18 protein-coding genes are annotated in these 21,626 nt (G+C 69.4%); 15 read left to right on the forward strand and 3 right to left on the reverse strand.

All coding sequences use genetic code 11. From position 1 onward, the window contains the following. The first annotated feature begins 8 nt into the window (after positions 1 to 8). The 3 genes from KHC28_RS04180 to KHC28_RS04190 all read left to right on the forward strand — a co-directional run bounded on the left by KHC28_RS04180 (position 9) and on the right by KHC28_RS04190 (position 2,987). Positions 9 to 800, forward strand: coding sequence for an AprI/Inh family metalloprotease inhibitor (locus KHC28_RS04180; protein ID WP_214007070.1), 792 nt, complete (start codon positions 9 to 11; stop codon positions 798 to 800). A gap of 187 nt (positions 801 to 987) precedes the next feature. Beyond that, on the forward strand, positions 988 to 1,866 hold the full coding sequence (locus KHC28_RS04185; protein ID WP_214007278.1) for a cation diffusion facilitator family transporter: 879 nt from the start codon (positions 988 to 990) through the stop codon (positions 1,864 to 1,866). A 284-nt stretch (positions 1,867 to 2,150) separates the two neighbouring features. Continuing rightward, positions 2,151 to 2,987: an alpha/beta fold hydrolase gene (locus KHC28_RS04190; protein WP_214007071.1), complete on the forward strand. Its 837-nt coding sequence runs from the start codon at positions 2,151 to 2,153 to the stop codon at positions 2,985 to 2,987. Between the two features lie 128 nt (positions 2,988 to 3,115). Here the strand turns inward: KHC28_RS04190 and poxB are convergent, their stop codons facing one another. Beyond that, positions 3,116 to 4,849: a ubiquinone-dependent pyruvate dehydrogenase gene (gene poxB / locus KHC28_RS04195; protein ID WP_214007072.1), complete on the reverse strand. Its 1,734-nt coding sequence runs from the start codon at positions 4,847 to 4,849 to the stop codon at positions 3,116 to 3,118. 271 nt (positions 4,850 to 5,120) lie between these two features. Between poxB and KHC28_RS04200 the strand changes: the two genes are divergently transcribed. The 7 genes from KHC28_RS04200 (at position 5,121) to KHC28_RS04230 (ending at position 11,637) form a co-directional block, all read left to right on the forward strand. Next, positions 5,121 to 6,581, forward strand: a complete 1,461-nt coding sequence (locus KHC28_RS04200) for a two-component system sensor histidine kinase NtrB (protein ID WP_312893078.1) — start codon at positions 5,121 to 5,123, stop codon at positions 6,579 to 6,581. After that, complete coding sequence (locus KHC28_RS04205) at positions 6,578 to 7,237, forward strand: response regulator transcription factor (protein ID WP_312893079.1); 660 nt, start codon at positions 6,578 to 6,580, stop codon at positions 7,235 to 7,237. Before KHC28_RS04200 ends, KHC28_RS04205 begins: the two co-directional genes overlap by 4 nt. Before the next feature lie 125 nt (positions 7,238 to 7,362). After that, positions 7,363 to 7,722 (forward strand): response regulator transcription factor, encoded by a 360-nt coding sequence (locus KHC28_RS04210; protein WP_214007074.1) that lies wholly within the window; start codon positions 7,363 to 7,365, stop codon positions 7,720 to 7,722. Between the two features lie 230 nt (positions 7,723 to 7,952). Further along, positions 7,953 to 8,471 carry a Dps family protein gene (locus KHC28_RS04215; protein WP_214007075.1) on the forward strand — a complete coding sequence of 173 codons (519 nt, stop codon included), beginning with the start codon at positions 7,953 to 7,955 and terminating at the stop codon, positions 8,469 to 8,471. Between the two features lie 93 nt (positions 8,472 to 8,564). Next, positions 8,565 to 9,074 carry a redoxin domain-containing protein gene (locus tag KHC28_RS04220; protein ID WP_214007076.1) on the forward strand — a complete coding sequence of 170 codons (510 nt, stop codon included), beginning with the start codon at positions 8,565 to 8,567 and terminating at the stop codon, positions 9,072 to 9,074. Next, positions 9,071 to 9,601, forward strand: a complete 531-nt coding sequence (locus KHC28_RS04225; protein ID WP_214007077.1) for a DsbA family protein — start codon at positions 9,071 to 9,073, stop codon at positions 9,599 to 9,601. The genes KHC28_RS04220 and KHC28_RS04225 overlap by 4 nt, the downstream gene beginning before the upstream one ends. A 128-nt stretch (positions 9,602 to 9,729) precedes the next feature. After that, on the forward strand, positions 9,730 to 11,637 hold the full coding sequence (locus KHC28_RS04230; RefSeq protein WP_214007078.1) for a PAS domain-containing sensor histidine kinase: 1,908 nt from the start codon (positions 9,730 to 9,732) through the stop codon (positions 11,635 to 11,637). A 9-nt stretch (positions 11,638 to 11,646) separates the two neighbouring features. Here KHC28_RS04230 and KHC28_RS04235 read toward each other — a convergent pair whose 3' ends face one another. After that, the gene (locus KHC28_RS04235) at positions 11,647 to 12,561 is read right to left on the reverse strand and encodes a LysR family transcriptional regulator (protein WP_214007079.1); all 915 of its coding nucleotides are present in this window, start codon (positions 12,559 to 12,561) and stop codon (positions 11,647 to 11,649) included. 172 nt (positions 12,562 to 12,733) lie between these two features. Here KHC28_RS04235 and KHC28_RS04240 point away from each other — a divergent pair, with 172 nt between their 5' ends. From KHC28_RS04240 to KHC28_RS04250, 3 genes are all read left to right on the forward strand, one after another. After that, positions 12,734 to 13,948: an MFS transporter gene (locus KHC28_RS04240; protein WP_214007080.1), complete on the forward strand. Its 1,215-nt coding sequence runs from the start codon at positions 12,734 to 12,736 to the stop codon at positions 13,946 to 13,948. Positions 13,949 to 14,085: 137 nt separating this feature from the next. Next, on the forward strand, positions 14,086 to 15,210 hold the full coding sequence (locus tag KHC28_RS04245; protein WP_214007081.1) for an HlyD family secretion protein: 1,125 nt from the start codon (positions 14,086 to 14,088) through the stop codon (positions 15,208 to 15,210). A gap of 5 nt (positions 15,211 to 15,215) precedes the next feature. Beyond that, the gene (locus KHC28_RS04250; RefSeq protein ID WP_214007082.1) at positions 15,216 to 16,826 is read left to right on the forward strand and encodes an MFS transporter; all 1,611 of its coding nucleotides are present in this window, start codon (positions 15,216 to 15,218) and stop codon (positions 16,824 to 16,826) included. 120 nt (positions 16,827 to 16,946) lie between these two features. Here the strand turns inward: KHC28_RS04250 and KHC28_RS04255 are convergent, their stop codons facing one another. Next, positions 16,947 to 18,062 (reverse strand): FAD binding domain-containing protein, encoded by a 1,116-nt coding sequence (locus KHC28_RS04255; RefSeq protein WP_214007083.1) that lies wholly within the window; start codon positions 18,060 to 18,062, stop codon positions 16,947 to 16,949. 404 nt (positions 18,063 to 18,466) lie between these two features. On the opposite strand from KHC28_RS04255, the gene KHC28_RS04260 reads away from it, so the two are divergent. Continuing rightward, the gene (locus KHC28_RS04260) at positions 18,467 to 19,294 is read left to right on the forward strand and encodes a helix-turn-helix domain-containing protein (RefSeq protein WP_214007084.1); all 828 of its coding nucleotides are present in this window, start codon (positions 18,467 to 18,469) and stop codon (positions 19,292 to 19,294) included. A gap of 34 nt (positions 19,295 to 19,328) precedes the next feature. Then, the gene (locus KHC28_RS04265) at positions 19,329 to 21,626 is read left to right on the forward strand and encodes an FdhF/YdeP family oxidoreductase (RefSeq protein ID WP_214007085.1); all 2,298 of its coding nucleotides are present in this window, start codon (positions 19,329 to 19,331) and stop codon (positions 21,624 to 21,626) included.

The raw sequence follows: 21,626 nt of genomic DNA on the forward strand, positions 1-21,626 counted from the left end.
GGCCGGTCATGAGGCGCCGCCGCGACCTCGTCCTCCCCGCCGCCCTGCTGCTCGCCGGGCTCGGAGGCCTGTTCGCGGCGACCCCGCCCGTCCTCGCGCAGGACGCGACAACCAAGGAAGCGCCCGAGCCGGGAGCATCCGTGCCAGAGACCCCGGCCGCCGTGGCGCGTCGGCTGGCGGACGCCTACCAGCTCACCAATGCCGACGGCGACCGCATCTGCCCGCTGCGGCTAGCTGTCAAACCCGCCCGGGCGCCGGCAGGCATCGGCCATCCGCTGTTCGCCGTGGAGCTCGACCGTCCCGCCTGCGCCGAACAGATCACCTTCGCCGCCGACATCGCCTCCTGGTCGCCGGGACCGGGGGATTCGATCCGCCTGCACGCCGCCTCCGGCAAGCTGGTGGCGGAGTTCACCGAGGGCGCCGGCGGCAGCTGGGAAGCGCTGCGCGAGCGCGACGGCGTGTATTTCCTGGTCAATCCGCGCCTGGTGCAGGCCGCGCCGCAGGCACAGCCGGCCGATCTGTTCGGGCTGTGGCGGCTGTCGCGCGGGCCGGACCAGCCGTTCTGCACCGTGATGTTCGGCGAGCAGCCGATCGGCGACGGCGATTATCCGCTGATCCCGGATGACGGATGCGCCGCGCTGCTCGGCAAGATCGCGCGCGAGCGCTGGCGGCTGGACGCCGGCGACCTGCTGCTGCTCGGCGATACCGGCGAGCCGCTGCGCTTCGCCGCGCAGGAGGACGGCAGCTGGCTGAAGGTGCCGGAGGACCGCGCCACGCTGATGCTCTCGCGCAGCCCCTGAGCGCTGCCGACCTCGTCCCGACGCCGTCGTCCGCATGCATGTCACAGGAAATCGATTACCATCGCCGGCCGGCGCAACATGGCGCGCCGGGAAGCAGGGCAGCGGGGAGAGCGCGGTGGCGGAACATGCGCATGGCAGCGGGCATTCGCATGGTGGCGGGCATTCGCATGGCGATGCCGCCGCCCTCATGACCGCCGGCGGACGGCACAAGCGCTCGCTCTATCTCGCTCTGGCGCTGACCTTCTCCTTCATGATCGTCGAGGTCGTCGGCGGCCTGTGGACCGGCAGCCTGGCACTGGTCGCCGATGCGGCGCACATGCTCACCGATGCCGGCGGCCTCGTGCTGGCGCTGGTCGCCATCCGCTTCGCCGAGCGCCCGGCCACCCCGCGCAACAGCTATGGCTATGTCCGCATGGAGGTGCTGGCGGCGCTCGCCAACGCCGTCGTGCTGCTGGTGGTGACGGTTTTCATTCTCTACGAGGCCTGGCAGCGCCTGGTCGCCCCGCCGGAGATCATCGGCGGCCCGATGCTGGTGGTGGCCATCGCCGGCCTGGCGGTGAACCTGATCAGCATGCGGCTGCTGTCGGCGGGATCGAGCGAGAGCCTCAACGTCAAGGGCGCCTATTTCGAGGTGCTGGCCGATATGCTGGGCTCGCTCGGCGTCATCCTGGCGGCGGTCATCGTCATGCTGACCGGCTGGACGCTGGTCGACCCGATCGTCGGCGCCGGCATCGGCCTTTTCATCGTGCCGCGCACCTGGATCCTGCTGAAGGGCGCCGTGCACATCCTCATGGAGGGCACGCCGCCCGACATCGACCTCGCCCGGATCGAGGCGGCGCTCATGGCCATCGAGGGCGTCGAGGCGGTGCACGACCTGCACGTCTGGACGCTGACCTCCGGCATGGACGCGATGAGCGGCCATGTCGTGATCAGCGACATGGCCCGCGCCCGCGACACCCTCGCCGCGGCGCAGGCGGCGATGCAGGCCGGGTTCGGCCTGTCGCATCTCACCATCCAGATCGAGGATGCCGCGCTCCGCGCCGCCGAGGCGCCACAGCGGCTGTAGATTCGGCGAACACATATCTTCTGCAATGAAAACTACATAATAACACGCAGTTCATTGCACGAACGCCATTGGCCAACTCCCCGCGCCGCGGCCTATCTTCCTGACTGAGACGGACAGGACGACACCGGTTTCCCAATTCCGCTCGCCGGCGGGCATTCGCGATAGTGGGCGTGCATTCGTCACGTACCGGTCGCGTCGTTCGCCCTACCTTTCGCGCCACCCGGCGGTGCTTCGCAGCTTGGCATTCCACCGCCGCCTTATCGCCAGATCGAAGGATTGCAACCATGCCTTTCGTCACCACCAAGGACGGCGTCGAGATCTTCTTCAAGGACTGGGGCCCGAAGGACGCCCAGCCGATCGTCTTCCACCACGGCTGGCCGCTGTCGTCCGACGATTGGGACGCCCAGCTGCTGTTCTTCGTGCAGAAGGGTTTCCGCGTCGTCGCCCATGACCGCCGCGGCCATGGCCGTTCGTCGCAGGTCTCCGAAGGCCACGACATGGACCACTATGCCGCCGACGCGTTCGCGGTGGTCGAGCATCTCGATCTGAAGAACGCCGTCCATATCGGCCATTCCACCGGCGGCGGCGAAGTCGCCCGCTATGTCGCCAAGCACGGCGAGCCGGCCGGCCGCGTCGCCAAGGCGGTGCTGGTCTCCGCCGTGCCGCCGCTGATGCTGAAGACCGAAGCCAATCCCGAAGGGTTGCCGATCGAGGTGTTCGACGGCCTGCGCGCCGCGCTCGCCGCCAATCGCGCGCAGTTCTTCATCGACCTGCCGGCCGGCCCCTTCTACGGCTTCAACCGTGAAGGCGCGAAAGTTTCGCAGGGCGTGATCGACAATTGGTGGCGCCAGGGCATGATCGGCAGCGCCAAGGCGCATTACGAGGGCATCAAGGCGTTCTCCGAGACCGATCAGACCGAGGACCTCAAGGCCATCTCGGTGCCGGTTCTGGTGCTGCACGGCGACGACGACCAGATCGTGCCCTACAAGGACGCCGGCCTGAAGTCGGTCAAGCTGGTGAAGAACGGCACGCTGAAGATCTATGAGGGCTATCCGCACGGCATGCTCACCACCCATCCCGAGGTGCTGAACGCCGATCTGCTCGCCTTCATCAAGGGCTGATCCGGCTTCCATCGATAAGAACGGGGCGGCAAGCGTTCGGCTTGCCGCCCCGTTTCGTTTGGTCTCGCGCCCCGCGGATCGCCGGAACGGGTCGCCGCCACGCAGCCCCCGGCAGGACGGCGTGCCGGTCAGCGCCGCAGCAGGTTGGTCTTGGCGAGATCGAGCACCTGGTCGCCGCGCCCGCTCATCACCGCGCGGATCATCCACAGGCCGAAGCCCTTGGCCTGCTCCAGCTCGATGGTCGGTGGCATGGAAAGCTCCTGCGTCGCGGTGACGACGTCCAGCACCGCCGGCCCGTCATGGGCGAACGCCTCGGCGATGGCCCCCGGCAGATCGCCGGGATCCTCCACCCGCACGCCATGGATGCCCATGGCCCGCGCCATCTCCGCGAAGTCCGGGTTTTCGAGGTTGGTGCCGATCTCCACGAAGCCGTTCGCCTTCATCTCCAGCGCCACGAAGCCGAGCGTGCCGTTGTTGAAGATCACCACCTTCACCGGCAGCTTTTCCTGCTTCAGCGTGATCAGGTCGCCCATCAGCATGGTGAAGCCGCCATCGCCGGAGAGCGAGACCACCTGCCGGCCCTTCTGCGCCGCCTGGATGCCGATCGCCTGCGGCATGGCATTGGCCATCGAGCCGTGCACCAGCGAGCCGACCATGCGCCGCTTGCCGTTCATCGTGAGGTAACGCGCCGCCCAGATGGTCGGGGTGCCGACATCGAAGGTGAACACCGCATCCTCCGCCGCCGCCTCGCTGACGAGCCGCGCCAGATATTGCGGGTGGATCGGCTTGTTCCCCGGCGTACCCGTGGCGAGATCGTCCAGCCCCTTGCGCGACTTGCGATAGCGCGCCACCGCCTCGTCGAGATGGGTGCGGTCCTCGTTGACGGTAAGCCTGGGGATCAGCGCGTCGAGCGTCGCCGCCACGTCGCCGACAAGGCCGAGTTCCAGCGCGCAGCGCCGGCCGAGTTGCTCCGGGCGGATGTCGACCTGCGCGATCCGGACGCCGGTCGGCAGGAACTGCTTGTAGGGAAAGTCGGTGCCGAGCAGCAGCAGCACGTCGCAGGCGTGCATCGCCTCATAGCCGGAGGCAAAGCCGATGAAGCCGGTCATGCCGACGTCGTAGGGGTTGTCGTATTCGACGTGCTCCTTGCCGCCCAGCGCGTGCACGATCGGGCTCTTCAGCTTCTCGGCCAGCGCCATCAGCGGGGCGTGCGCGCCAGCGCAGCCGCGTCCGCAGAACAGCGTCACCCGCTCGGCGCCGTTGAGCAGCGCGGCGAGCGCGTCGATCTCCTCCTCGGCGGGCGTCACCACCGGCGCACGCGGCTTGAGGCCGGCATTGGCGGAGACGGGCTTGCCCGGCGCCGGCTTCAGCGCGATGTCGCCCGGTATCACCACCACCGCGACGCCGCGCCGGCCGATGGCGGCACGGATGGCGTTTTCCAGCACGAAGGGCATCTGCGACGGGTCGGACACCAGTTCGCAATAGACCGAGCATTCACGGAACAGGTTCTGCGGGTGCGTCTCCTGGAAATAGCCGCCGCCGATCTCCGAGGAGGGGATCTGCGCCGCGATCGCCAGCACCGGCAAGCGCGAGCGCTGCGCGTCGAACAGGCCGTTGATCAGATGCAAATTGCCCGGCCCGCAGGAGCCGGCGCACACCGCCAGTTCGCCGGTGATGGCCGCCTCGCCGGCGGCGGCGAAGGCGGCGACCTCCTCGTGGCGCACATGCACCCAGTCGATGCCGTCGGTGCGGCGGATGGCATCGGTGAGGCCGTTCAGGCTGTCGCCCACCACGCCATAGATCCGTCTGACGCCGATCTGCGCCAGGGTCGCGATGGTCAGGTCGGCAATGTTCCGGCTCATGGCATGTCCTCGAAAAGCGATGGATTGGCGAATGGGCGGCGCGATCGGGCACCATCCTCTGCACGACTATCGACGATCTGGTCTCCGGCTCAACTCTACATCTGCGTGCACCGGCATACGATGAGCCGATGAAAAACATACGTAGGTATAGGCTTTTAGGAGTCGGAATTTGCTAGCATGGCGCCATGATTTGTACCGTGGCCCTCGAGGGGCGGATCCCGCGTTCCGCCCTCCTGTATTTTGCATGCCGTCCGGGTCGCGGAGCGCCGCGGTGACGACCGGGCTCGCCGCCCTGTTCCGGCCCGGCCGACCGCTGGCCCCGGCGCTCGCCGCGCTGCTGGCCGTCGCGATCTTCGCCGTCGACACGCTGACCCCGCTCGATACCGCCATCGCCGTGCTCTATGTCGCGGTGGTGATGCTGGCGGCCGACCGCCTGACCCCGCGCGGCATCCTGCTGGTCGGCTCGGTCTGCATCGGCCTGACGGCGGTCAGCTTCATCGCCGTGCATGGCGAGCGCTACGATCCGCAGGCGGTGGTGCGGGCCGTCGTCGCCATCAGCGCCATCGTCGCGGTCACGCTGCTGTCGCTGCGCCACAGCCGCTCCCGCGAGATGATGCGCGGACAGGCGGCCCTGCTCGACCTGACGCACGACGCCATACTGGTGCGCGACGACACCGACACCATCCTCTACTGGAACCGCGGCGCCGAGGAGCTCTATGGCTGGTCGGCGGCCGAGGCGGTGGGCTGCAAGACCACCGAGCTGCTGCGCACCGTTTTCCCATCGGCCCGCGAAGCCGTGAACGCGCAACTGCACCGCGCTGCCCGCTGGGAAGGCGAGTTGCGCCACACCTGCAAGGACGGCGCGCAGGTGACGGTCGCCAGCCGCTGGTCGCAGCACCGCGATCCGCAGGGCCGGCCGGTGGCGACGATGGAGATCAATAACGACATCACCGCCGGCAAGCGGGCCGAGGAACGGCTGCTCAAGGCCCAGGCCGAGCTGTCCCAGGTGACGCGGGTCGCGACGCTCGGCCAGTTGATGGCCTCGATCGCCCATGAGGTGAACCAGCCGCTGGCGGCGGTGGTCACCAATGGCGAGGCCGGGCTGCGCTGGCTGCGCCGGCCGGTGCCGGACGTCGGCGAGGCCGTCGCCTCCGTTGAGCGGATGATCGCCAGCGGGCGCCGCGCCGGCGATGTGGTGGCCCGGCTGCGCGCTCTGTCGCGCCGCGACGAGCTCCGCCACGAACCGATCGAGGTCAACCGGCTGATCGAGGAAACCCTCGCCATCATCGAGCGGGACCTGCGCCGCCACCGCGCCCGGCTGCGGCTGGAGCTGGCGCCGGCGCTGCCGATGGTGAAGGGCGACCGGGTACAGCTGCAGCAGGTGCTGATCAATCTCGCGATCAATGCGGCGCAGGCGATGGACAAGGTCTCCGGCGAGCGGCCCCTCTCCGTGCTGTCGCGACGGGCGTGGAGCGAAGCGGGCGAGGAGACCGTCGAGGTCGCCGTCGTCGACCGTGGCGCCGGCGTTGCTCCCGACGCGCTGCCGCGCCTGTTCGAGCCGTTCTACAGCACCAAATCCCAGGGCATGGGCTTGGGTCTGTCGATCTGCCGTTCCATTATCGAGACCCATATGGGCCGCATCGAAGCCCTTCCGAACCCCGAGGGCGGAATGACCTTCCGCATCGTGTTGCCCGCATTTGTGTTGCCCGCATTCAAGGAGCCGTCGCCGTGATCGCGCCCCCTCCCCCGCGCCGCGCCGCATCCGAGCCGGCCGATCCCCTGGTCATCGTGGTCGATGACGACCAGCCGCTGCGCGAGGCGCTGTCCAGCCTGTTCCGTTCCATCGGCCTGCGGGTCGAGCTGTTCGGATCGGCGGCGGAGTTCCTCGCCGCGCGGCTGCCGGACGTGCCGCGCTGCCTCGTGCTCGACATCCGCCTGCCCGGCGTCAGCGGGCTCGACTTCCAGTCGCAGCTCGCGCGCAGCGATCTCAACATGCCGGTGATCTTCATGACCGGCTATGGCGATATCCCGATGACCGTGCGGGCGATGAAGGCGGGAGCGGTGGACTTCCTCACCAAGCCGTTCCGCGACCAGGACATACTCGACGCCGTCTCGGCGGCGCTGGAGCAGGATCGCTCCCGCCGCCAGGCCGACCGGGCGGTCGCCGGCGTGCAGGAACTCTACGAGACCCTGACCGCGCGCGAGAAGGAGGTGATGGCGCTCGTCACTTCCGGCCTGATGAACAAGCAGGTCGCGGCCGAGATCGGCCTCAGCGAGATCACCGTGAAGATCCACCGCGGCCATGTGATGAAGAAAATGGGCGCCCGCTCGCTCGCCGATCTCGTGCGCATGGCCGAGACGCTCGGCCTCGCGGCACCGAAGAGATAGAGGACGCAAACCTTCATATAATTTCGAAGCACCCGCTCCTGCGCGATAGTGCGGACAACAAGAGGCGCGTGATCGCTCCGCGTCCCGTCCAGCGAGAAGGATTACTCATTGTGCGCCAGACCGCGATGATCTCGATCATCGACGATGACGAGTCGGTGCGGATCGCGACCGCGAGCTTGGTTCGGTCGCTGGGTTTCGAGACCAGCACCTTTGCCTCGGCCGAAGACTTCCTCCATTCGCCGCGACTGCTCGACAGCGATTGCGTGATCAGCGATGTGCAGATGCCCGGCATGAGCGGCGTCGAGTTGCAGGCGCGCCTGCGCCAGGGCGGCCATCGCGTGCCGGTCATCTTCATCACCGCCTTCCCCGAGGAGCGCCTGCGCCGCCAGGTGACGGCGTCCGGCGCCATCGGCTTCCTCAGCAAGCCGTTCGACGGCGGCGAGATGATCGCCTGCCTCGATGAGGCGCTCAGCCGTACCCCCTGAGGCGACCCGGCGGCGACGCCGTGGACCGGACGCCTCCGACCGCCGCATCCGACCGCCCGACACGCGCCTCACAAACTCTCGTATGAGGCCGCGAACCCAAGGGCCGATATCCCGCGCCGGACAGCCGGTCTAGCTTGGCTGTCATCGGATCGACGGCCCCGCACCGCCGCGCGGCCGGGTCCGTGCCGCCGCACCTTCCGACCACAACCCGCCCGATTGGAGAGCCTGCCATGACCGACACCCCGGCTAAGACGCGCCAGATCGCGCCGCTCCGCACCCCCACCGACCTCGGCGCCGACGCCACCCGCGACATCTCCGCCGCGCTGACCACGCTGCTGGCGGATGTGTTCGCGCTCTACCTCAAGACCAAGAACTTCCACTGGCACATGTCGGGCCCGCATTTCCGCGACTACCACCTGATGCTCGACGAGCATGGCGACCAGCTCTTCGCCATGACCGACGACATCGCCGAGCGCGCCCGCAAGGTCGGCGGCACCACGCTGCGCTCCATCGGCCATATCTCCCGTCTGCAGCGCATCGCCGACAACGATGCCGACTACGTGACGGCGCAGGACATGCTTGCCGAGCTCGCCGAGGACAACCGCCAGCTCACCGGCTTCCTGCGCGCCACCCACGCGGTCTGCGACGAGTATAACGACGTCGCCACCGCCAGCCTGATCGAGAACTGGATCGACGAGACCGAGCGCCGCAGCTGGTTCCTCTACGAGTCCACCCGCTCGAACCACTGAGCGCCCGCACGACCGAATTCCCGAACGACCCAACTCCCTTGCCCCGGCGCCGGTGCCGCAGCGCACCGGCAGCGCCCTCCGGAGAGACACAAGATGCCCGAGACATCCGCTCCTGCCGGCGTCCTGGCGCCCGGCCAGCCGGCCCCCGCCTTCACCTTGCCGGCGACGCCGGACCAGTCCCTGTCGCTTGCCGATCTCAAGGGGCGGCCGGTCATCCTCGCCTTCTATCCCGCCGACTGGAGCCCGGTCTGCGGCGACCAGATGGCGCTCTACAACGAGATACTTCCCGAGTTCCACCGCTACGGTGCCCAGCTGGTCGGCATCTCCACCGATGGGGTGTGGTGCCACGCCGCCTTCGCCGCCGAGCGCAAGCTGCACTTTCCCCTGCTGGCCGATTTCGAGCCCAAGGGCGGGGTAGCGCGCCGCTACGGCGTCTATCGCGAGCATGACGGCACCTCGGAGCGCGCGCTGTTCGTGATCGACGGCGCCGGCGCCATCCACTGGAGCTACGTCTCGCCGCTCGGCCTCAACCCCGGCGCCGACGGCATATTGGACGCGTTGGACACGCTGGCGGCGAAGAACGGCGCGGGGGTGGCGCCATGAGCCGCCTCACGCCCCCGGTCGGTCCCGATGACCACGCGCAGGGCCCGGCCGACGCGCCGGTCACCCTGGTCGAGTATGGCGACTATGAATGCCCCTATTGCGGCGAGGCCTATCCGGTGCTCAAGGCGGTGCAGCAAGCCATGGGCGACCAGCTGCGCTTCGTGTTCCGCAATTTTCCGCTCACTCAGCAGCACCCGCATGCCGGCCGCGCCGCCGAATTCGCCGAGGCGGCGGCCAGCATCGGCCGCTTCTGGGAGGCACACGACCTGCTCTACGAGCACCAGGACGCGCTCGACGATGCCAGCCTCGTCGCCTATGCGCAGCTGATCGGCCTCGACCACGCGCATCTGCGCGCCGGCTTCGAGGGACGCTACGACGAGAAGATCCGCCACGACTTTTCCGGCGGGCTGCGCAGCGGGGTCAACGGCACCCCGACCCTGTTCGTCAACGGCCTGCGCTATGACGGTCCGCGCGACGTCGAGAGCCTGGTGGAAACGCTGCGGGCGGCGGCGGCGGAACCGGCCTGACCGCTGCGCCGCGCGGCCCGGACCATACCTCGGTATAGGTTATTTCGGCACTTTCGCCGATGACAGGTGGCATGCCGCCCCTATAATGGCGCCGCCTGACATTACGTTACGAGATGCTGAATTTTCCTATGCGAAGACAAGCAGTTCCGGGCATCCTGACATTGAGGGGCCGCTATGTCGGGGCTGCCGCGCTGGCGGCGGCGATCTTCCTGATCGACAGCTTCACCATGCTGAGCAGCGCCGTGGCTGTTCTGTATGTGCTGGTGCTGATCCTCATCGGCGACACCGCCTCGGAACGTGCGATCCGCGTCACGGCCGCGGGGTGCATCGCCCTCGCTTTGTTCAGCTTCTTCTACGGGCACGACGAGGATATCTCGCTCGACGCGGCGCTGCGGCTGCTGTTCAGCCTGGCGGCGATCCTCGGCGCCACCTTCATCCTGCTGCAACGCCACGGCGACCGGCAGACCGTCGCCTCGCAGGCGGAACTGCTCGACGTCACCAGCGACGCCATCTTCCTCACCGATACCACCGACCGGGTGATCTACTGGAACCACGGCGCCGAGACGCTCTATGGCTGGAGTTTCGAGGAGGCCTATGGGCAGGATCCCCACGCCCTGCTGGCGACGCGCTGTCCGCAGTCGCGCGGCACCGTCAGGGCCGCGCTGGCGCGGGACGGCGCCTGGGAGGGCGAGGTCGTGCAGACCGCGCGCGACGGGCGCGCCATCCATGTGTTCAGCCGGCTGCGCCGGCGCACCGAGCCGGGCCGTTATGAGGGCACCACGCTCGAGACCAACACCGACATCACCCTGCGCAAGGCCGCCATCGAGGCGCTGAGCCAGAGCGAGCAGCGCTTCCGCACCATCTTCGAGACGCTGGCGGTGGCGATCTGGGAGCACGATCTGCGGCCGGTGAAGGCGGAGCTCGACGCTCTGCGGGCACAGGGCGTCGACGACCTCGCGCTGCACCTCGCCCAGCACCCGGACGTGCTGCGACGCATCCGCGCCAGCATCCGCGTTACCGATGTGAACAGCACCGGGCTGCGGCTGATGGGGGTGTCCTCCAAGGAGGAGTTCTTCACCCATCTCGACGGCTTCCTCGCCGATCCCGACGAGGATTTCATCGGCTTCCTGCTGGCGTTCGATTCCGGCGCGCCTCATTTCCAGAACGAGGCCACCGTCCGCACCCGCCAGGGCGAATTGCTGCGGGTGCTGGTCGCCTTCAACTTCCCGCCGGCGGAGATGCTGGACCGCGTGCAGGCCAGCGTGCTCAACATCACCGAGCGCATCCGCGTGCAGGAGGCGTTGCAGCGCACCCGCAGCCAGCTCGATCACGCGCTGCGCGCCGCCACCATCGGCGAGGTCTCCGCCACCATCGCGCATGAGATCAACCAGCCGCTCGCCGCCATCTCCGCCCATGCGGCGGCGGCGAGCCGGTGGATGGACCGCGACCCGCCGAATCTCGCCGAGGTGCGGGCCTCGCTCGACGCCGCCGGCGAGGCCGCGCGGCATGCCTCGCACGTGGTGCGCCGGGTACGCTCCTTCATGACTAAGGTCGAGCCGGAGCGGGTCTCGCTCGAGGTCGACGCGCTGGTCGGCGAGGCCGTCCGGCTGGTGCAGCACGAGATCGCCGCCAATGGCGTGGCTCTCACGCCGATGCTGGAAGCCGAAGACCTCACGATCGAGGGCGATCGCATCATGCTGCAGCAGGTGCTGATCAACCTGATCACCAACGCCGTGCAGGCGATGCAGGCGACGCCGGCCGGCGAGCGGCGGGTGGCGGTGCGCACCTGGCGGGTCGCCGGCGGGGTCGGCATCGAGATCCGCGATTCCGGGCCCGGCTTCGCCGCCGACGCGGCGCAGAAGGCCTTCGAGCCGTTCTTCACCACCAAGGCCAATGGCATGGGCCTCGGCCTCGCCATGTGCCGCACCATCGTCAACGCGCATGACGGCGAGATCCGCATCGACCCGCCGGGCGAGGCCTGGGGCGGCCGGATCTCCATCACCCTGCCCGCGCGCGGCAACCTGCGGCAGCCCTGACGCGCCCGCTCAGCCCTCCGGTGGTTCTTCCCCGCTTCGGCCCGCCGCATCGGCCTTCACCCGGCGCGACAGCGCCTCGATGAACAGCCGCACCTTGGCGGGAACCAGCCGCCGCGTCGGATAGACCGCCCAGATGGCGAGTGGCTCCGGCACCGCGTCGGCCAGCAGGACCGGGCGCAACAGACCCCGCGCGATGTCGTCGCGCAGGTTCCAGTCCGACAGGTTGGCGATGCCGAGCCCGCCCCGGCAGGCCGCGTGGATGGCGTCGACCGAATTGGCGGTGAATCGCCCGGCCACCTTGACCCGCCGCATCGCCGTGCCGACCCGGAAGCTCCAGTGCGGCGTCGCGCTTACCGTGAGGCATTCGTGCCCCGCGAGATCGGCGAGACTGGTAGGGGCGCCGTGGCGGTCGAGATAGCCGGGCGCCGCCACCAGCCGGCGCGGATTGTCGGTCAGCCGCTGGGCGATCAGGCTGCTGTCGTCCATCGGCGCGATGCGGATGGCGAGGTCGAGCCCCTCGGCGACGATGTCGACCACGCTGTCGGACAGTTGCAGGTCGACCGTGACCTGTGGATGCGCCGCCATGAACTCCACCACCAGCGGCGCCACCACCTGGCGGCCGAAGGCCAGCGAGGCGCTCAGCCGCAGCAGGCCGCTGGCACCGCCCTGCCGGCCGCGCAGGCTGGCCAGCGCCGCGGCGCGTTCCTCCAGCAGCGCCTCGGCGTGCGGCAGGAAGGACAGCCCGTCATCGGTCAGCGACAGCGCCCGCGTCGTGCGGTGCAGCAGCCGCACGCCGAGCTCCTTCTCCAGCCCGGCCAGCAGCCGTGTCGCGCCCATCGGCGACAGCCGCAGCCGCCGCGCCGCCCCCGCGAGGCTTCCCGCCGAGGCGGTCTCCACCAGAACGGCCAGGGCGTCGAAATCCATTACATCAAAATCCGATACAATCGTGCATCACTGCAAGACACTATATCAGCCTGCGGGAAATACTATCTTCCAGCGCAACCGATACCGGACATTCGCGACCGTCACCGGATCGTCCCGCCCGCGCGGAAAGCGTGCGGACGGCGTGGACCCGCCGGGCGCAGGAGATACTCACATGCCCACGCAGCAAAGCGTGCACGAAGCCCATGTGCCGGCCGAGGCAAGCCTCGAGGCAAGCCTCGGTCTCGGCACCACCTTCGCCATGGCGACCGCCGCCGGCGTCGCCGTGGCCAACATCTACTACAACCAGCCCATGCTCGCGATCATCGAGCAGGACCTGCCCGGCCCGGTCACGGCGGCGATCCCGACCGCGACGCAGCTCGGCTACGCCCTCGGGCTGTTCCTACTGGTTCCGCTCGGCGACCTCGTCGAGCGGCGCCGGCTGATCGTCGCGCAGTTCGTGGCGCTGGCGGCCGCGCTGGTGCTGGCGGCGGTCGCCCCCAGCGGCCCGATGATCGTGCTCGCCTCGCTGGCGGTCGGCCTCGCCGCCACCGTGGCGCAGCAGATCGTGCCGCTGGCCGCCCATCTCGCCGCGCCGGAGAAGCGCGGCGCGACGGTGGGCACGGTGATGGCCGGCCTGCTCGCCGGCATCCTGCTCAGCCGCACCCTCGCCGGCTTCGTCGCCACCCATGGCGGCTGGCGCGAGATGTTCTGGCTCGCCGTGCCGATGGCGCTCGCCGCCGCCGGCATGATGGCGCTGATCCTGCCGCACAGCCGGCCGGATTCGAGCCTGCATTACGGCCGGCTGCTGCACTCGATCCTGCACCTGTGGCAGGAATTCCCGGCGCTGCGGCTGGCGGCGCTGACCCAGGCCGCGCTGTTCGCCGCCTTCACGGTGTTCTGGACCATCCTCGCCTTCCGGCTGGCGGAGCCGCGCTTCGGCTTCGGCGCCGACATTGCCGGCCTGTTCGGCCTCGTCGGCGCGGTCGGCATCCTCGCCGCCCCGCTCGCCGGCCGCTTCGCCGACAAGCGCGGCGCCTCGCAGGCGGTGATGCTCGGCGCCGCCGTCACCCTGGTGTCGTGGCTGGTCTTCGGCGCCTGGGGCTCGCTCGCCGGCCTGGTGGTCGGGGTGGTGCTGCTCGATTTCGGCATCCAGAGCGCCCTGGTATCCAACCAGCACATCGTCTTCTCGCTCCGCCCCGCCGCCCGTGCCCGGCTGAACACCGTGCTGATGGGGGCGATGTTCCTCGGCGGCGCTCTCGGCTCCGCCACGGCGAGCCTCGCCTGGGGCGCTGGCGGCTGGGCGGCCGTCTCCGCCCTCGGCATCGGCCTCTCGGCGGTGGCCACCCTGCTGCAGCTGGCGGCGCTGGTCCGCCGGCGCGCCCGGTGACATGCTCGGCCCGCGCCGTTTCGGACCCACACGTCCGGGACGGCGCGGAATGGATTCTCGAAAGCCCGCCGACGCGATGTCCATCAGGATCGTCGCGCCGGCGGTGATCTGTCCGCCCGAAGGAAGGCCCACGCGACATGCCCGCCCCGACGCCCCCCGACCACGCCGCGCCCAGTCCGGCTCCTGCCGGGGACGACGCGCCCTTCTCGCTTGCCGCCAGCCTGCGCCGGCTGCTGATCCCGCTCGCCGCCATCCTCGCCATCGGCGCGCTGCTGATCTACACCAACAACCGCTGGAGCCAGTGGGCCAGCGAGCAGCCGCTGCAATATACCGACGACGCCTATGTGCGCGCCGACGTCTCCACGCTCAGCGCCCGCATCAGCGGCAATGTGCTCAAAGTGCTGGTCGACGACTATCAGGCGGTGAAGGCCGGCCAGCCGCTGGTCGAGATCGACCCCGCCGACTATCAGGCCGCCCGCGACGCCGCGCAGGCCGCGGTGGAGGGGGCGCAGGCGGCGCTCACCAATCTGCGCAATCAGGAGGAACTCCAGCGCGCGGTCATCAGCCAGGCCGAGGCGCAGCTGGTCTCCGCCCAGGCGGCCGAGGTAGAGATGAGCGAGGAGTTCACCCGCCAGCAGACTCTGGTGCAGGGTGGCATCGCCGGCACCGAGCAGAAGCTGCAGCAGGCCACCGCCAATCTCGCCAAGGCGCAGGCGGATGTGCGCTCGGCGCAGGCCGCCATCGAGGCGCAGAAGCGCCAGCTCGACGTGCTGATCGGCCAGGAGGGCACGCTGCGCGCCAGCCTCGATGCCGCCAACGCCAATCTGAAGACCGCCGACCTCAAGCTCGGCTACACGCAGGTGTCCGCGCCCTTCGACGGCATTGTCGGCACCCGCCTCGTGCAGATCGGCGACTATGTGAATGTCGGCACCAACCTGATCGCCGCGGTGCCGATCCCCAATGTCTATGTGATCGCCAATTTCAAGGAGACGCAGCTCACCCACGTCGCGCCCGGCCAGAAGGTCGACATCACCGTCGACACCTTCCCCGGCCAGACGCTGCACGGACGGGTGGAGCGCATCTCGCCGGCGAGCGGCTCGGTCTTCGCGCTGCTGCCGCCGGACAACGCCACCGGCAACTTCACCAAGGTGGTGCAGCGCATCCCGGTGCGCATCGCCATCGAGCCGGGCCAGGCCCTGACCGACAGGCTGCGCGCCGGCATGTCGGTGGAAGCGCAAATCCACATCGACGCGGCGAAGTGATCGCCATGAACGCCGCCACCGGCCCCGCCGCTCCCCCCGCCGCCCCTGCCCTGCCCGCGCCGCCGCAGAGCCGGCCCTATGGCCGCCCGGCGCTGGCCGCCGCGGCGGTGCTGCTCGGCTCCTTCCTGGTCGGCTTCGACACCCGGCTGTTCTCCATCGGCCTGCCGGACCTGCGCGGCGCCTTCGGGCTCAGTTTCGACCAGGGCGCCTGGCTCTCCACCATCGCCACCGCGCCGCAGATCTTCATCGCCCCGGCGGTCGCCTGGCTGGCGGCCACCTTCGGCGTCGGCCGGGTGCTGTTCTGGCCGAGCCTTGCCTATGCGGTGGTGTCGGCGATCATCCCCGAGGTGCGGAACTGGGAGACGCTCGCTTTCCTGCACGGGCTGCGCGGTTTCATGCTGGGCATATTCATCCCGGCGACGATCATGATCATCTTCCGCAACCTGCCGCTGAAATGGTGGGTGCCGGCGCTGGCGGTCTATGCCTTCCGGCTCGCCTTCTCGCAGAGCGCCGGCGTCGCCATCGTCGGCTTCTACGAGACCCACCTGTCCTGGGAGTGGGTCTACTGGCAGGACGTGTTCCTGGCGCCGCTCATCGGCATATTGGTGCGCCTCGGCTCGCCGGTGGAGAAGGTCGATATCGGGCTGCTGCAACGCGCCGACTGGGGCGGCATGGCGCTGCTCGGCTCCAGCTGGGCGCTCATCTATGTCGCGCTCGACCAGGGCAACCGGCTGGACTGGCTGCAATCCGGGCTGATCCTCTCCCTGCTGGTGGCGGGGGTGGCGATGCATGTCCTCTTCTTCGTCAACGAGACGCTGGTGAGGACGCCCTGGGCCAGCCACCGCGTCATCGCCAAGCGCAACGTGCTGCTCGGCTTCCTGATCATCCTGTGCTTCAACCTCGCCAGCATGTCGAACAGCCTCCTGGTGCCGAACTTCCTCTCCAACGTGGTGGGGTTGCGGCCGGAGGAGATCGGTGGGCCGATCGTCGTCGGCGTCGCCCTGCCGCTCCTGGTGATCATGCCGGTCGCGGTGATCATGATCCGCCTGTTCGACGTCCGGCTGAGCCTGCTGATCGGCTTCCTCGCCTTCGCCATCGCCGGGCACATGGGCACCTACATCACCCATGAATGGGCGGGCTGGACCTTCCTGCCGATGCTGCTCATCCAGTCGGTGGGACAGGGCTTCACCTTCCTGGCGGCGGTGGTCTACCTGCTCGCCAATTCCGATCCGAAGCAGGCGACGGCGGTCGGCGCCTATGTGCAGGTGCTGCGCCTCGGCGGCGCCGAGACCGGCGTCAGCATCATGATGACCTTCCTGCGCCACCGCGAGCAGTTGCACTCCTACCTGCTCGGCCTGCATGTGTCGTCGGCCAGCCAGAAGGTGACCGACGCGCTGCACGGCTTCACCGCCCCCTTCACCGATGCGGGGGCCTCGGCGCAGCAGGCCAGCGCGCGCGGCGTCGCCAGCCTCGCCGCCCTGGTGGCACGCGAAGCCAATGTGCTGTCCTATATCGACGGATTCCAGCTCTGCTACTGGGGGGCGCTGGCCGGGCTCATAGTCGTCGCCCTGCTCGGACGGGCGCCGCGCGGGCCACTCAGCCCGCGCTACTACTGAAGACACCGGCGGGCCGCTCAGCCCGCGCTACTACTGAAAGCGCCGGCGGGCCGCTAAGCCCGCGCCACTACTGAAAGCACCGGCGGGCCATTCAGCCCGCGCGGCGCCCGATCCGCCGCCTCAGTCGAACGAGGCGCCGAGCCGCCTTCCATAGTCGACCACCGCCTGCCCGTGCAGGAGGCGCACTCGCTCGAACGCCGCCAGCGCCGCCGGCAGGTCCGGCTGCCCGATGAGCGCGTCGCGCAGCGCGAAGGCGTCGCCGGCCACCTTGGCGACACCCATGGCGGTGTGCGGCCGGGCGACGAAGGCGGCGTCGCCGATCAGCACCAGCCGCCCGGCGACCATGCGCGGAGCGGCATAGTCGAAGATCGCCTGCACGAAGGGGCGCGGCTCGGCCGCCACCGCCGCCGCGAAGGCCGGCGGCAGCAGCCGGACGGCATCGGCGCGCAGCGCATCGGCCGCCGCCGGCCGCATCTGCCCCGGCGCCAGCGAGAAATCGTGCTGCTGCCCATCGACGTCGGTCAGCACCTCGGCGAGCGCCTCGGGCGTGTAGCGCCGGTACCAGACCCAGTTATAGCGCCGCCGCCCCGGCTCGATCGCCCCGTCCGCGCCGGGAACCAGATAGCCGAGCACCTGAGAGCGCGGGATGTCGTAGAAGGCGAAGCGCTCGAACAGCGTCTCCGCCGCCTCGGCCGGCATCGCCGTCTCCGGCACCAGCCCGCGCCACGCGACATAGCCGGCATAGGCAGGAGACGAGCCCGCGCCGGCCACCAGCCCGCGCAGGGTCGAGCCGAGGCCGTCGGCGGCGATGACGAGATCCGCCTCCTCCGCGCCGCCATCGGCGAAATGCACCGTCGCGCGCCGTGGGTCCTGCGTCGCTCCCGTGACCGTCCGGCCGCCGACATAGCCGCCGTCGGGCACCCGCTCGCGGAACACCCGGAACAGCCGGTCCCAGGACAGCTGCGTCTGCGGCGTCGCCTGCCGGTGGACCACGTCACCGGCGTGGTCGAGCACGATGCGCTCATGCGCCTCGACGCCGAACCGCGCGACATGCTCGCCCCCGGCCTCGCGCAGCATGGCGAACACCTCGCGCTGGGCGACGAGGCCGGCGCCGCGCCCCTCCAGCCCCGTGGTCGAACGCTCATGGATGGTGACGTCGTGTCCGGCCCGGCGCAGCAGTTCGGCGGCGAACAGGCCACCGACCGAGCCGCCGACAATCACGATGCGCATCGGCATGTCTCTTCTCCTGGAAAGGGGTCGGGCGAGGTGCTGCCGAGGGCGTCGCGCCCGCCCGCGCGCCCCGCGCGGCAACCGACCGCTTTCCCTGCACCGCCCCGGCGCGGTTTTCTTTCGCGAATGCCGCCACGCCGTTCTCCCGTTCCTCCGCCGCTCGCTCCCATACCTTTGTATGGGGCCGGCAAACTCTTCATATAGCCGGCCAAACCCACGTAGAATGGAGCAATTTCGCGCCGCGCCTATTCTTTGCCCATCGCCAGCCGATGCCTGGAAACGTCCAGATACGGCGATGGGACATCCTCGTGCGGTCGGGCAACAAGACATGCCGCCCCCCACGGGATCACCATCGCCGGGACCACGGGCAGACGCTCCGTCCCACTCCTCCGACAGAGGGAGTTCCGGCCATGTCGTTCCATGTGTCTCCGCAGATCGAGGGTACCGTCACCTCCGCCCTCCCCGACATCCTGCCCGTGCCCTTCGCCGCCGCGCCGGTCGCGCCGCTGCCCGCCGCCGACACCCTCTCCGTCCGCCTCGGCCATATCGATCTCGTCCTCGCCATCTCGGCGGCCAGCGCGCTGCCGGCGGCCGGCCTGCCGCTGGTCGAGCAGCAGCCGACGCGGGACGGCACCCTGCATTTGCGCGTCGCCGGCAACCAGATCCCCACCTCCTTCCGCCTCGCCACCGGCCCGGTCCCCGCCGGCACCGACGATCCGGTGATCCGCCGCATGTCGCTGGCGCTGGAGGCTGCCGAGCATCGCGCCGACGAGTATGGCGACGTCTATGCCGATGCGCTGCGCCTCGCCATCGTCACCCGCGCGCTCACCATGCGTCCCGCCGGCGACCCGCTGGAGGCGCCCGTCGTCGAGCCGGTCCCGGCGCCGCGTCGCCCCAAGTCCGGCCTGCCCAAGTGGCGGCTGAAGAAGGTCGTCGCCTATATCGACGACAATCTCAGCGAGAGCGTCTCCCTCGCCGGCATGGCCGACGCCGCCGGCCTCAGCCGCATGCATTTCGCCGCCCAGTTCCGCGTCACCACTGGCCTGCGCCCGCACGAGTTCCTGCTGCGCCGGCGCATCGAGAAGGCGCAGGCGATGATGATCGAGACCCGCGAAACGCTGGTCGCCGTCGCGCTGGAGGTCGGCTTCCAGACCCAGGCCCACTTCACCACCGTGTTCCGCCGCTTCGTCGGCGACACCCCGCATCAGTGGCGCAGCGCCCAGCGCGGCCGCAACTGATCCTTCCCCCTCACCGCACGACGGGAGCCCTGCCATGGGTATCGCGAAATCCATTCGCCCTTATCATCACCCCGCCGGCGGCTGGGGCGCCCTCAAGGCGATGGGAACCGCCCTCGTCGAGCAGGAAATCCCGATCTCCGGCATGGAATTGCTCGCCCACATGAACCAGCCGGGCGGCTTCGATTGCCCGGGCTGCGGCTGGGCCGACCCGAAGCACACCTCGCCGTTCGAATATTGCGAGAACGGCGGCAAGGCGGTCGCCTGGGAGGCCACGGCGAAGCGCTGCACGCCGGACTTCTTCGCCGCCCACACCGTCGCCGAGCTCGAACGCAAGTCCGATTTCGAGCTCGAGATGGAAGGCCGCCTCACCCATCCGATGCGCTACGATTCCGTCGGCGACAAATATGAGCCGGTGAGCTGGGAAGAGGCCTTCGCCCTGGTTGCCCGCCATCTCAACGCGCTGCCCGACCCGAACATGGCGGAGTTTTACACCTCCGGCCGCGCCTCCAACGAGGCCGCCTTCCTCTACCAGCTGTTCGCCCGCGAGTTCGGCACCAACAATTTCCCCGATTGCTCGAACATGTGCCACGAGGCCACCAGCGTCGGGCTGCCGGAATCGATCGGCGTCGGCAAAGGCACGGTGCTCTTGGAGGATTTCGAGAAGGCCGACTGCATCTTCATCTTCGGCCAGAACCCCGGCACCAATTCGCCGCGCATGATGACCGACCTGCGCAACGCATCGCGGCGCGGCGCCACCATCATGTCGTTCAACCCGCTGCGCGAGCGGGCGCTGGAGCGCTTCCAGGCGCCGCAGAACCCGGTGGAGATGGCGACCCTCACCTCGACGCCGATCTCCTCCCGCCTGTTCCAGGTGAAGGTCGGCGGCGACGTGGCGGCGATCAAGGGCATCATGAAATGCCTCATCGAGGCCGACGCGGCGGCCCGGCGCGCCGAGGCCGCCCCGGTGCTCGACTGGGACTTCATCCGCGGCCACACGGTGGGCGTTGAGGCGCTGGTCGCCGACCTCGCGGCGACGCCGTGGGACGCCATTGTCCGCAAGTCCGGCCTGTCGCAGGCCGATATCGCGGAGGCCGCCAACGCCTATATCAAGGCCGAGCGCACCATCTTCGTCTACGGCATGGGCATCACCCAGCACCGCCATGGCGCGCGGAACGTCCAGCAACTCACCAATCTCGCGCTGCTCAAGGGCAATATCGGCCGCGAGGGCGCCGGCATGTGCCCGGTACGCGGCCATTCCAACGTGCAGGGCGACCGCACGGTCGGCATCACCGAGATCCCCAGCGACGAGTTGCTGGACCGCATCGAGGCCCGCTTCGGCTTCGCGCCGCCGCGCCAGCACGGCCACAACGTCGTCACCGCGCTGGAAGCCATGGTGCGCGGGGAATCGAAGGTGTTCATCGGGCTGGGCGGCAATTTCGCCGCCGCCATTCCGGATTGGGAGGCGACGCAGGCGGCGATGCGCCGGCTTGAGCTCACCGTCCACATCGCCACCAAGCTCAACCGCAGCCATCTGGTGCACGGCAAGGACGCGCTGATCCTGCCCTGCCTCGGCCGCACCGAGGTCGATCTCCAGGCCACCGGGCCGCAATCGGTCACGGTGGAGGATTCGATGTCGATGGTGCACGCCTCGGCGGGCGTGCGGCCGCCGGCCTCCGAGCACCTCAGGAGCGAGCCGGCGATCATCGCCGGCGTGGCCCGCGCCACGCTCGGAGCGGGTTCGAAGGTCGCCTGGGAGAAGCTCGCCGGCGAGTACGCGCTGATCCGCGAGGACATCGAGGCGGTGTTCCCGATCTTTGCCGGCTACAATGCCCGCATCAAGGAGCCCGGCGGCTTCCACCTCACCTCGCTGGCGCGCGAGCGCATCTGGGCGACGGCTTCCGGCAAGGCGAACTTCCTCGTCGTCGACGGGCTGTGCGAGGACACCAGCATCAAGGACGCCGAGGCGCTGTGGCTCACCTCGCTGCGCAGCCACGACCAGTACAACACCACGCTCTATTCGAATTCCGACCGCTATCGCGGTGTCTACAACCAGCGCGACGTCATCTTCCTCAATCAAGGCGAGATGGAGAAGCGCGGCCTGAAGGCCGACGACCGCGTCGACATCGTCACCGTGGCGACCGATGGCGTGGAGCGCGCCGTGCGCGGCTTCCGCGTGGTGCCCTACGCGTTCCCGGATGGCGGCTGTGCCGCCTACTACCCGGAGATGAACCCGCTGGTGCCGCTCTACGCCCACGATCCGCTGAGCTTCACCCCTTCCTACAAGGGCGTGCCGGTGCGGCTGGTGAAGGTCGCCGGGCAGGGAGCGCGCTGA

The sequence above is a fragment of the Ancylobacter sonchi genome (genome assembly GCF_018390695.1).
Lineage (GTDB): Bacteria > Pseudomonadota > Alphaproteobacteria > Rhizobiales > Xanthobacteraceae > Ancylobacter > Ancylobacter sonchi.